Annotated in this window: 7 protein-coding genes and 2 pseudogenes; 3 read left to right on the top strand and 6 right to left on the bottom strand. The window is 68.1% G+C overall.

What is annotated here, in order from left to right; translation table 11 throughout:
- The first annotated feature begins 226 nt into the window (after positions 1-226).
- Positions 227-2,419, top strand: a complete 2,193-nt coding sequence (locus tag AB0761_RS37100; RefSeq protein ID WP_377273676.1) for an MMPL family transporter — start codon at positions 227-229, stop codon at positions 2,417-2,419.
- A gap of 400 nt (positions 2,420-2,819) precedes the next feature.
- Complete coding sequence (locus tag AB0761_RS37105; protein WP_377273677.1) at positions 2,820-4,079, top strand: hypothetical protein; 1,260 nt, start codon at positions 2,820-2,822, stop codon at positions 4,077-4,079.
- 107 nt (positions 4,080-4,186) lie between these two features.
- Here the strand turns inward: AB0761_RS37105 and AB0761_RS37110 are convergent.
- The 5 genes and pseudogenes from AB0761_RS37110 to AB0761_RS37130 form a co-directional block, all read right to left on the bottom strand.
- Positions 4,187-4,413 (bottom strand): annotated as a pseudogene (locus tag AB0761_RS37110) (hypothetical protein); the annotation flags it as partial.
- A gap of 33 nt (positions 4,414-4,446) precedes the next feature.
- The gene (fumC, locus tag AB0761_RS37115) at positions 4,447-5,904 is read right to left on the bottom strand and encodes a class II fumarate hydratase (protein WP_377273678.1); all 1,458 of its coding nucleotides are present in this window, start codon (positions 5,902-5,904) and stop codon (positions 4,447-4,449) included.
- Positions 5,901-7,556 (bottom strand): NAD-dependent malic enzyme, encoded by a 1,656-nt coding sequence (locus tag AB0761_RS37120; protein ID WP_377274518.1) that lies wholly within the window; start codon positions 7,554-7,556, stop codon positions 5,901-5,903. Before AB0761_RS37120 ends, fumC begins: the two co-directional genes overlap by 4 nt.
- A 117-nt stretch (positions 7,557-7,673) precedes the next feature.
- The gene (locus AB0761_RS37125) at positions 7,674-8,543 is read right to left on the bottom strand and encodes an SDR family oxidoreductase (protein ID WP_377273679.1); all 870 of its coding nucleotides are present in this window, start codon (positions 8,541-8,543) and stop codon (positions 7,674-7,676) included.
- A 473-nt stretch (positions 8,544-9,016) separates the two neighbouring features.
- Positions 9,017-9,709, bottom strand: coding sequence for an acetate uptake transporter (locus AB0761_RS37130; RefSeq protein WP_377273680.1), 693 nt, complete (start codon positions 9,707-9,709; stop codon positions 9,017-9,019).
- A 162-nt stretch (positions 9,710-9,871) separates the two neighbouring features.
- Between AB0761_RS37130 and AB0761_RS37135 the strand changes: the two are divergent.
- A pseudogene (locus tag AB0761_RS37135) lies at positions 9,872-10,628 on the top strand (IS5 family transposase); the annotation flags it as partial.
- 76 nt (positions 10,629-10,704) lie between these two features.
- Here AB0761_RS37135 and AB0761_RS37140 read toward each other — a convergent pair.
- Positions 10,705-11,595 (bottom strand): LysR family transcriptional regulator, encoded by an 891-nt coding sequence (locus tag AB0761_RS37140; protein WP_377273681.1) that lies wholly within the window; start codon positions 11,593-11,595, stop codon positions 10,705-10,707.
- Between the last annotated feature and the right edge of the window lie 206 nt (positions 11,596-11,801).

Genomic DNA, 11,801 nt, shown 5'->3' on the forward strand with positions numbered 1-11,801 from the left:
CGGCTTCGATGCGGTGGCTTCCGAGTTGGCTGCTTCCCTCCGCCGGCCGAACTGGTCCCAGGCCGGTCGGGATGCCCGAGATCAGGACTACCGCCAACGCAGTAGGCGCAGCCGCAAACCGCGCCGGATGGCGCGGTAGCGCCTCGGGCAATCGCTGCGGCCGGCCGGTGACTGAGGCAGCTGAGACCCCGACGATGAGGAGCCGAACGGAACGGAACGGAGGATCATGTCCGCCCTTGCACGCTGGTGCTATCAGCACCGCTTCATCGTGATCACTGCCTGGGTAGGTCTCCTCATCGCCCTGGCGGTGATGTCGCAGACGGTGAAGACAACGTACGACAACTCGCTCACACTGCCAGGAACAGGCTCGGGCAGCGCCCAGGAACTGCTGCAGCGGTCAGCGCCGGCCCAGGCGGGCGACTCCGACCAGATCGTCTGGCACGTGAGCGATGGCAACGCCACCGATCCGGCCGTTGAGCAGCGGATGTCGGCGATGCTCGCGCAGGTGTCGCACCTTCCCGAGGTGGCCTCGGTCGCCAGCCCCTACCAGCCGGGCGGCAAGGTCCAGGTGAGCGCGGACGGGCGCACCGCGTATGCCACGGTGACCTTCACCGACCAGGCAGACAACCTGGACCACGCCGACATCAACCAGGTGATCGCGGCGGCGACTGCCGCCCGCGAGCCGGGCCTCGCGGTCGAGCTCGGAGGCAAGGCGATCGCGGGCGCCGAGGAGACGCCGGCGTCGGACACGTCGCTGATCGGCATCGTCGCGGCCGCCGTCATCCTGCTCATCGCGTTCGGATCGGTGCTTGCGATGGCGCTGCCGATCGTGACCGCGGTGGCCGGGGTGGGCAGCGGCCTGCTGCTCATGGCCCCGCTCAGCCACCTGATGTCCGTGAACGGCATCGCGCCGATCCTCGGCGCGCTGATCGGCCTTGGCGTCGGGGTCGACTACGCCCTGTTCATCGTGACCAGGCACCGCCGCGGCCTGCAGTCCGGGCTGGACCCGGAGCAGTCGGCAGTGCAAGCGCTCAACACCTCTGGCCGCGCGGTTCTGTTCGCCGGCGGCACGGTGTGCATCGCCCTGCTCGGGCTGCTATCCGTCAACCTGCAGTTCATCAACGGCCTGGCCGTCCCGGCGGCGATCACCGTGGTGTGCACCGTGGCCGCGGCCGTCACGCTGCTGCCCGCGCTTCTCGGAGTGCTTGGCCTGCGCGTGCTGAGTCGCAGGCAAGGCCGCGGGCTGCAGTCCGGCGGGCTGGGCCAGGCGGAGAGCGGCAGCGGCCTGTGGGCACGCTGGTCGCGCATCGTGCCGCGGTTCCCCGCCGTGCTCGCCGCCTTGGGGCTCGCCGTCATGCTCGTGGTGTCCGCTCCCGCGCTGCACCTGCGGCTGGGCTTTGCCGACGCGTCCAACGACCCCAAGTCGACCCACACCTACAAGGCCTACGACATGCTCGCCGAGGGGTTCGGGCCGGGCTTCAACGGCCCGCTGCTCCTGGTCGCCCAGACTCAGTCCGCGGCCGACCGCGCCGCGCTTGACCGGCTCGACCGCGCGCTCACCGCCGTGCCCGGGGTGGCCGCCGTGGAGACCGCGCAAACCATGCCAGGCGCCGGGCCGACGGTCGAGGTGACCCAGGTCCTCCCCGCCACAGCGCCCGAAGACCCGGCCACCTCCACCCTGATCAACCAACTGCGCAGCACGGTCGTACCGCGCTACACGCACGGCACCACGCTGCAGGTCTACGTAGGTGGCCTGACGGCCACGTTCATCGACTTCGCGACGGTGACAAGCGACAAGCTGCCCTGGCTCCTCACCACCATCGTGGGTTTCAGCTTCCTGCTGCTCGTGCTTGCCTTCCGCAGCCTGCTCATCCCCGCGATCACAGCGGTGCTCAACCTGCTGTCGGCGGCAGCCTCGTTCGGCGTACTCACCGCGTTCTTCCAATGGGGCTGGGGAACCAACGCGCTCGGCCTCGGCTCGCCCAGCCCTGTCGAGGGCTACCTGCCCGAGCTGGTGCTGGCGGTCCTGTTCGGCCTGTCCATGGACTACCAGGTCTTCCTGGTGAGCAGGATGGCCGAGGAATGGTCGCACACCCGTGACAACGCCCGTTCGGTGCTCGCCGGCGTGACCCACACCGCACGGGTGATCACCGCCGCAGCAATGATCATGATTGCGGTGTTCGCCGCATTCGTGTTCACGGGCCAGCGCGGCATCGCCGAGTTCGGCATCGGGCTGGCCGCCGCCGTGGCGTTGGACGCCTTCGTCCTGCGGACGGTGCTCGTACCGGCCGTGATGTACCTGTGCGGCCGGGCCAACTGGTGGCTGCCCCGCTGGTTGGACCGCCGCCTGCCGCACCTGGCCATCGAGCCGCCCGCGGAGGAGCAGCCCACCCGCGTGCCCGGACCCGCCCTCGTCTGACCGCATAGCCGCAGAGCCGCGGCGGTGCATCACGGTCAGACCGGAAGCACCGCCGTGGCGCCGAGACGTAGGGTGCCCGTCGAGCTGCGTGCGTGCGGGCGGCCCGGACGAGGTCGCGGTAGTCGGTCCAGGCGAAGCTCTCGCGTCGGCCCGGCGGGTGTCGGGAGGTGGCCGGGCATGTAGCCGCTGGGGCTGCCGTTCCCCGATGGGGCTGGGTGATCTGCCGGACAAGGCGCCTGGGTGGCTGCTTCAGTGGGCAGGAAACGGGAGTGGACCAGGATGTCCGGCAGAGGTTACGGGGGAGGGACTGGTGGCTGAGTGGACCCGACAGGGCTTCTGTGGACGCTGCGGCAGGTGGATGCACGTACGGGAAGAACGTCCGCAGCAGGGGGCAGGGGAGTTGCTCCACGAGAGCTGTCCGTACGACCCGGTCAACCCCCACGGTGCGCCGGTCTGGAACATCCCGTACCGACGGCTCGCTCCGACCGGGGAACTGATCCGGAGTGGTGTGGTGCTACGGGCCGAGTGGCCGGCCGGCAGCCCGGGTGCGCCTGGTGCCGATGCTGTTCCGGAGGGAACGGAGCACGACGGCGTGGTCTGCGGGCTGGTGTGCGTGGTGCTCGCCCACACTCTGACCAGGGGAGGCGACGCCGTGATGAAGGTACGGGCGGCCTCCACCGGCCCCCTGCGGTCACCGGACCCGCGCACCCACGCCCTCCCGGAGACGGCGGAGTTCGCCCGCCGGATGCCGCTGGAGTGTGCGGGGGCGCTGGTGGAACTCGGCTTCGGCCGCACCGATCTGCCCATGCTCAGAGCCTTCGTCTTCAGCAGGCTGCACGATGTGGAGATGTTCCGCCGACGCAGCACCAGCCAGTGGGGCGCGGTGGATTGGTGGGGTGACACATGGCCTGCCGAGGCCTTCACCTTCGACGAAGTCGAGGCGCTGGTGGGCGCAGGCGTCGGCCACTGGCGGGCCACGACCCTCCGGAGGGCGGGCTACCGCACCGTCGAGGAGATCGTCACGGCCACTCCGCCGGCCATCCCGGACTCGGCGACCCGCATCGTGATCAAGCGCCCGCACGGGAAGGAGGGCCGGACCCAGGTTACCGACGATCCGGCCCGGGCCCGGGCCTGGCTGGCGGAACCGCCGAACCGCTGGCGAGAGGATCTCGTGACAGCGGATTCCGGGCCCCGGGTCCTGTACGCGGCACACGACTACTCGGTCTGGGACGACGACGTGCTGCTGCCTGCCACCGAGTGGCTCGATCGCCACGCCCTGCCCATCGACCGGGTCGGCCTGTCCCCGACCGCCCTCAGGGGGCTCCAGCTGTGCGTGAGTGCGGTCGCACCGCTGGTCGACGCGGCGGTGTGGAAGCCCCTGCTGCGGGCGACCGGACATCACCCGGAAACCGTGGCATCGGCCCACGGAGTCCACCTCGTCCGGCACCGGTTCGACATCCCCGGCGGCCAGGAAGTCCTGCTGTGGGAGTCCACTCTCGGCGCTGCGGGCTCCTTCGCGGCCTTCGCCGACGAGGACGCGGCTCGCGCCCACCACAGGAAACGCCGCGCCTACGTGAGCGTTCACGGCCTCGACACGCCCGGGGCCTATGAGCGCTGGGCGGCCAGATACGAGAGGTACGGCCCCGACGAACCGGCCTGATCGCCGGGCTCGGTACGGCCGCGGGCGAAGGCTGCCGGGGTGGTGCTCCCGGTCCGGTGCGCCGCTCTGTCCGCGACGTCGGAGAAGACTTGTCCCCTCCAGTGCTCGGCCACGCCCTTTGCGAGCGTGAACTGCCCCGGCGCGTCCTCGACCAGCCAGCCGCGGGCCACCAGGCGTTTCGTCTTCGAGCGCAGTGTCTCCACACTGGCCGACGCCGCCTCCAGGCCGAAGGTGACGGCCATTTCCTGGCAGGTCAGCGGCCTTTGGCCGAGCCGTTGCTGTCCGCGAGCGCGTGCAGGATGCGCTGGTAGTCCCGCAAGAGCGCCGCCCAGGCCGGCTCCATCCTCACCTCAGCCTGATCCGTGCGTCAGGCGCCAGAAACGCCGTGGCCGACCATGGCGAGCGGCTTCACGACGGAGTCGAACGTCTTCTCGTCGACGTGGCCGCTCGCCAGGGCGGCCTCCTTGAGCGTCTGGTCGTTGGCCAGGGCGGATTCGGCGATGTGCGCGGCGTTCTGGTACCCGATCACGGGGCTCAGCGCCGTGACCAGCATCAGGCTCTCGTCCACGTACTGGGAGATCCTGTCCCGGTTGAGCTCGGTGCCGCTGACGGAGAACTCTCTGAACTTTTCCATTCCGTCGGCGAGGATGCGCGCGGAGTGGAGGAAGTTGTTGATGATGACCGGCCGCATGGCGTTCAACTCGAAGTTGCCCTGGCTGCCGGCGAAGGCGACTGCCGTGTCGTTGCCCAGAACCTGAATCGCAATCATGACGATCGCTTCGCACTGGGTCGGATTGACCTTGCCAGGCATGATCGATGAGCCGGGCTCGTTCTGCGGAAGCTGCAGCTCGGCGAATCCGGTGCGCGGTCCCGAGGCCAGCCACCGCATGTCGTTGGCGATCTTCATCAACGCGACGGCCAGCCCGCGCAGTGCCGCGTGCGCCCGCACCATGGGGTCCAGGGACCCTTGTGCCATGAACTTGTTCTCGGCCGTGACGAAGCTCCTACCGGTCAGCTCGGCGATCTGGCTCGCGACGTCGCGGCTGAAGCCTGCGGGCGCGTTCAGTCCTGTGCCGACGGCGGTGCCTCCCAGGGCCAGTTCGAGTAGACCCAGGCGGCTGCGCTTGATTTCCTCGATGCAGGCGCGCAGTTGTGCTGCATAGCCGGACCACTCCTGCCCCACGGTGAGCGGGACGGCGTCCTCGAGGTGCGTGCGGCCGATCTTGACGATCTCCTCCCATTCCGTGGCTTTGGCCTCGATGGACGCGGCGAGCTCCTGGGCCTGCGGCAGCAGATGCTCGTCGACTTCCTGCACGGAGGCGATGTGCATCGCCGTCGGGAAGCTGTCGTTGCTGGACTGCCCCATGTTGACGTCGTCGTTCGGGGCGACCGGCTTCTGGGTCCCGAGCGTGCCGCCGAGCAGCTGCGACGCGCGATTGGAGATGACCTCGTTGACGTTCATGTTGCTCTGGGTGCCCGACCCCGTCTGCCACACGAAGAGCGGAAAATGCTCGTCGAGCTTCCCCGCGATGGCCTCCTCCGCCGCCCGCACGATGGCCTGCTCCTTCCACGTGGGCAGCCGCCCGGCGGCAGCGTTCACGAGCGCTGCCGCCTTCTTCACGTAGCCGTAGGCGTGGTAGACCTCCTTCGGCATCCGGTCGCCGCCGATGGAGAAGTGGAGGAGCGAGCGCTGGGTCTGCGCCCCCCAGTACCGGTCTGCCGGCACCTCGACCATGCCCATGCTGTCGAATTCCTGCCGACTGCCGGCGGCCTGGATCCCGATCGGCAGGTCCCGCATCTTCGGGGTCGACTGGTGACCGCTCATTGCCGGCCCTCCAGGTCGTCCGTGCGATAGACCGGCTCCCACATTGCGTCCTGGACCGCCTGAACGAGGTTGTCGTGAGACTTTGTTGCGACACCGTCCGCTGCCGCGGCTTTGGCGACGGCGACCGCGACCGTCGCGGACGACGCCCTCAGGTTCGCAACCGGTGGCAGGAGCGATGCTCCGGGCGCCGACACATCGACCTGGCCCGCCACCGCCTCGGCGGCGGCGAGCAGCATGTTGTCCGTCACGCGGCCGGCGCCGGAGACGATCGTGCCGAGACCGAGCCCTGGGTAGAGGAGGGCATTGTTGGCCTGCCCGATCTCGTAGGAAACCCCGTTGTACTGCACCGGCTCGACGGGGATGCCGACCGCCATCAGTGCCCTGCCCTCGGACCAGGGCACCGCATCCGACGGCATGACCTCAATGCGACTCGTCGGGTTCGACAAAGGCAGCAGGATCGGACGCTCGACACCCTCCGACAGCGCCCGCACGACGTCCTCGGTGAACGCACCGTGGGCCGTGGAGGTGCCGATGAGGATGGTCGGCTTGACGTGTCGGATCGTGGTGACCAGATCGATCTCGCCGTCGGACCACTCGCCGACCGCGGACTGGGACCGCGCATAGACCTGCTGGTAGTCGGGGAGGTCCCGCATGTCATCGGTCACCAGGCCGTGGATGTCGATGAGCCAGATGTTCTTCTTCGCCTCGTCGGGGGTCGCACCGTCCCGCAGCATCGCTGCGTGGATCTGGTCGGCCATACCGGTGCCGGCGGTGCCCGCACCGAAGACGACGAGTCGTTGGTCGCGCCAGCGTCCCCCGGTGACTTTCAGAGCCGAGAACACGGAAGCCATCACGATCGCGCCGGTGCCCTGCATGTCGTCGTTGAAGATCCGGTACGTGTCGGAGTTCTCCACCAGGATCCGCCGGGCGTTCGACGGCCCGAAGTCCTCGAAGTGCAGGAGCGCGTTCGGGAACAGCTCGGACGCGGTCCGGAGGTAGAGAGCGATGAAGTCGTCGTAGCGCCGGCCGGTGCCCCGTGCGTGCCGATTGCCCAGATAGGACGGATTGTTGAGCAGCTGCTCGTTGTCCGTTCCCACGTCGAGGTTCACGGCAATGACGCGGTTGGGGTCGATGCCGGCAGCCGCGGTGTAGACGGCGAGTTTCCCGATGGAGATGTCGGTCCCGTTGACGCCCCAGTCCCCGATACCCAGGATCTCCTGGGCGTCGGAGACGACGATCAGATCGACGTCGTCCGCGCCGAGGCCGAGCGATTGGAACGAGGCCTTCATGTCCTCCGGGCGATCGATCGACAGGTACACCGCGCGTGAGTCGCGGTAGTCGACCGACCACTTCTCGATCGCCTCGCCGACCGTGGGGTCGTAGACGACGGGCAGCAACTCCTCGAGGTGGTCGGCGAGCAGCTTGAAGTACAGCACCTGGTTCCGGTCGTGGACCTCGTTGAGGTAGATGTACTTGTGCAGGTTGGAGGGCTGCTGCAGCAGCTGCGCGTAGGCCCGGCCGGCCTGCTCGTCGAGGGTCTCGACCGCCGCCGGCAGCCGCCCCGTGATCCCCAGCCTCGCCCGCTCCTCCAGCGTGAACGCCGTCCCGCGGTTGCGATACCGATCCTCCAGCACGGTTGCCTTGACTGGCATTGTGGTGCACCTCCAGCTGTTCACGGCCACCCCGTGCCGCAAGGGGGCGCTCTGAACTCGCACTCCCCCCACGGCGGATCCCACTCGGCCCTGCCACTCGCTGTCACCCCGGGGGCGTCAGGCGACGACGGGAGTCTCAGGCTGCATCTCGTAGGAGTGCTGGATGGCCGGATGGCGGGTCCCGAGACCGTCCGTGACTCTGCGCTCCCAAGGAACCTGCTGGAGGTGCTTGGTCTCCTCAAGCATCGACTTGGGCTCCAGGTTGCGGTAGCTGTCGACCTCTCCGGCGGCGACGGCCGTCAGCGTGGCGTAGACCGCTTCAGGGTCGAACTGCGAGCGGGGGAAGGCGAGCTTCGAATAGTCGAAGAGCCGCTGCGACGCGTCGTCCTCCCAACTTTCCCAAGTCTGGAACATCCGGTCGTTGAAGCCGGTCAGGAATGGCCCCGGGTTGACCGTGGCGACTTCGATGTTGTACTCCTGCAGCTCGTAGGCCATGGTCTCGGCGATAGCCTCGATCGCGTGCTTCGAGGCCGAGTAGATGCCAGTGAACGGGTTGACGTTCAAGCCTTCGCGCGAGGACACCCAAACGACGCGTCCGGCCCCGCGCTTGGCCATCTGCTTGACGATTCCCTGAGTGAGGACGAGCGGCCCTGTGACGTTGACCTCGAACTGGTGCCGAATATTCGACTCGGGAATGTCGACCGTGGATCCACCCTCACCGACACCGGCGTTGTTCACCAGGATCTCCACACCCCAGTCGAGGGCCTTGCGACGGTCTCCGTCGTTCGTCACGTCGAGCTTCTCGACCTGAAGCTTGACCCCGCGCTCAGCCGCCTTCCACTTCAGCGTCTGCACCTGGGCGTAGATCTCCACGCCGGCGATCACGTCGAAGCCCCTCTCGGCAAGGCGCATAGCGGCTTCGAACCCGAAGCCGGTGCCTGCTCCCGTGATGAGGACCTTCTTCAGTGCTGCCTTCGCCTTCGCCATGTCGAGTGCTTCCTTTCGAGTCCCAGTTCACTCGACGGCTCGAGTCCCGGTCACTCCATGCCCTGCAGGGAGCGACACACTGCAGGGCAAAGCGCCAGACGAGGCACCTTCCCCGACAGCGGCTCGGCGCAAAGCCGAGGTTGAGTGGGGTGACTGCGGCCGAGCCTCAAAGCCGCCCACGCAGCGTCACCTGGATCTGCAGATCAAGTACCAGCGATCCCGACGCCGCACCTGAGATTCAGTCTGAGCCCGCAAGTGGCTCCCCGCAACACTTCAGAGAGCCGGCTCCCGGGAGAGCAGCCGACCCAGCGATGGTCTCCAGCTGGGCCGACTCACGCGCTCGGGCGAGCCGCCGCCGGCACCATGCTCTGCTGCGCTGTCCAAGGCACGACGGAGGTGACTCGCCGTAAAGCCGTGGGTGAGTCTCGGTTGCCGCGAGCCGCGCTGCTCCGATCGACGAGTTCGGCCGCTGCTCAGGTGGAGAGCTCGGGGTGCTCCGCTGCCGACGAGGTCACCGAAGTAGGGCGAGGCTTGTTGCGGGCAAGCCGTTCGAGACGTCTGCCGGGGTCCGGATAGGTCGGGATCACGTGTCGACCCCAGGTTCCGTTGACGAGGCCGGCGAACGCACCGTACAGGCCGAGCGCCGCAGTGAGGAATCCGAAGCCGCTTCCAACCCTGATCAACGTGATGGATTGAACGAACTCGCCCGCCGTGAGCAAGGAGACGTTGATGGTAGTGGCGACGAATGCGGCCAGGAGCACGCCCGTCGTTCGAGCTGCCGCAAGCGTGAGCACAAGGAGGATCACTGCCCACGGCAGTAGAAACTGACCCGTCCCCGTGTGGGCCTGTTCGGCAGGCAGAGTGACCACGATGTACTTGGCGTAGACCACGAAGCACAGCCAGAACGCGCCCAACACGGTGAATGCGGTGGCGCCGAGCCTGCTGCCCTGCCTGAACTCGAAGATTCCAGCGATCATCTGGACAAGGCCGCCCACGAAGAACTCGAGCGGGAACGCTGCAGGAAAGAGAGCCGGATTGATGCCGGCGTTGAAGAAACTCTGGATGATGTTTGCCATGCTGAACGCAATGAGGCCGAGCGGCGCAGGGTCGGGCGCGGTGAGTCCGGGCGGCGGAGCCACCGGTACGGACGACGATGGATTCGGCACAGAATTCCCTATCTTGCGTCTCGTTATGCCGCTCGTGTCTCACTGCTCTATGCAAGAGCGTCGGCCGACAGGCTGCTTGTAGTTCGCCGGAGATGAAACCGAGGCGATCAAGAGACACTGAAGACGTCGTTTCTTATGGCGTGATCGTTCGTTGGGTCGTGCATGACGGATCTCGTGGAACGGCTGGTTCCGGACGGATTGTGGGTCTCGTTCAGACGGGTGGTGCCGCCGACGGTGGTGATACGCCCGCAGGGCGGTGGCTGACGTCGGGCGGGTGACCGTGAGGCTCTGGCTGCGATCGTCTTCGTGGCGACTTCGGGTTGCACCTGGCGGCAGCTGCCGCCGGTGTTCGGCCCGAGCCGGCAGACGGTCTACCGCAGGCTTGCCCAGTGGAGCCGGGACCGGGTCTGGGAGAAGCTCTACCGCGTGATCCTCGACGAACTCGGAGCGCGGGGCAAGCTGGACTGGTCGCGGTGCGCGATCGACTCGGTCAGTCTGCGGGCGGCAAAGGGGGGCCACTGACGGGACCGAATCCCACCGACCGCGGCAAGCTGGGATCGAAGATCCACCTGATCTGCGACAGGAACGGGCTGCCGCTGTCCCTGGGCATCTCCGGCGCGAACATGCACGACAGCCAGGGCCTAGCTAGAACGGCCTAGAACCGCTCGTCCGGGGCATTCCGCCCATCCGGTCCCGCTGCGGACCCCGGCACCGACGGCCGGCGAAACTGCACGCGGACAAGGGCTATGACTACGACCACCTGCGTCGATGGCTGCGCAAGCGTGGCATCCGCACCCGCATCGCCCGCAAGGGCGTCGAGTCCTCGCGGCAGCTGGGCTGACACCGATGGGTGGTTGAGACCGTGTCCTGGCTGGCGGGCTGCCGTCGGCCCCATCGCCGCTATGAACGCGTGGCCGAACCGCTGCCGAGCAGACGCACTGCTCCACCGAGCCGCCATCGGCTGGGCGGGGCCCGCCTGGCGCCATGCCCTGCCGTCACAGAGCACGCACATGTGCGTCGACCAGCGCCACCAGTGCACGCACCGCCGCAGAGGGTCGGCGAGCCGAGGGGGTGCCGAGGTGGATGCTCCAACGCAGGGCCGGCCCGCGGACACTGAGCATGCGCAGCTCGGCAGTCTGCGGAACAGCGAACACCGGGAGGAACGCCACGCCGAGGCCGTGGCGGACCAGTGAGGCCCCCACGGTGATGTCAGGGACTTCCAGTGCGACCCGGCGGTCCAGTCCTGCTGCGGCGAAGGCGCGGTCGACGACCTCCCGGTTGCCGTAGCCAGGCGGGAAGTCGACAAACGGCTCGTTCGCGAGTTCGGCGAGTGTCACATCGTCGCGTTTCGCGAGCGGGTGGTCCGCGGGAACGACGGGGAACAGGGGTACGGTGGCCAGTCGCCGGGCGTCAATCCCCGCCGGCCTGCGCTCGGGCAGCGAGAGGAAGGCGACATCCAGGTCTCCGGTGAGCAGGGACTGGGCGAGTCCCGCGGAACCGGTGGTCGCCAGCCTCAGCCGTACGTCGATGCCCCGGTGCGTGGCATGGAGCTGCCCGAGGAGCCCAGGCAGGTCGACGACTTCGACCGAGGCCATGGAGCCGACGTTCACCGTGCCCAGCACGGCGTCCTGCGCCTCCCTCACAGCATCCCGAGCTGTTTGTGCGGCCCGCAGAGTGCTGCGGGCCTCCGGGAGGAGGGCGGCCCCCGCTCCGGTCAGCTGCACTCTTTGCGACGTGCGCTCGAACAGGGCGCAGCCGAGCTCGCGCTCCAGGGACCGGATCGCGGCGGAGACCCCGGACTGCACCACGTGCAGACGGCGAGCGGCCCTGGTGAAACTCAGCTCCTCGGCCACAGCGATGAAGTGCTCCAGCTGGCGTAGTTCCATATGGCGAATCATCTCTGATCATGATGGACACAAGCAAAATCATTCGCTGGTGGTAATGCTTGCTGGTAGAGACGATGGGGAGACCGCACCTGTCCCAGGAGGGGATCTCGCTGCCTGCCATCTCACGCCCGACGCCCCCGTCTGCCGCCTTCGGGCCCCCGGCCGCGCCGGCCGCTGCCGCACGTCCTGCCGTCGAGCCGCGGCGA

It is taken from the genome of Peterkaempfera podocarpi, assembly GCF_042466665.1.
Lineage (GTDB): Bacteria > Actinomycetota > Actinomycetes > Streptomycetales > Streptomycetaceae > Peterkaempfera > Peterkaempfera podocarpi.

What these genes read in the sequence shown, in the direction of transcription:
- AB0761_RS37120 (WP_377274518.1), bottom strand. Translation starts at nt 7,556, where the DNA reads ATGCCAGTCAAGGCAACCGTGCTGGAGGATCGGTATCGCAACCGCGGG.
- AB0761_RS37140 (WP_377273681.1), bottom strand. Translation starts at nt 11,595, where the DNA reads ATGGAACTACGCCAGCTGGAGCACTTCATCGCTGTGGCCGAGGAGCTG.
- AB0761_RS37125 (WP_377273679.1), bottom strand. Translation starts at nt 8,543, where the DNA reads ATGGCGAAGGCGAAGGCAGCACTGAAGAAGGTCCTCATCACGGGAGCA.
- AB0761_RS37100 (WP_377273676.1), top strand. Translation starts at nt 227, where the DNA reads ATGTCCGCCCTTGCACGCTGGTGCTATCAGCACCGCTTCATCGTGATC.
- fumC (WP_377273678.1), bottom strand. Translation starts at nt 5,904, where the DNA reads ATGAGCGGTCACCAGTCGACCCCGAAGATGCGGGACCTGCCGATCGGG.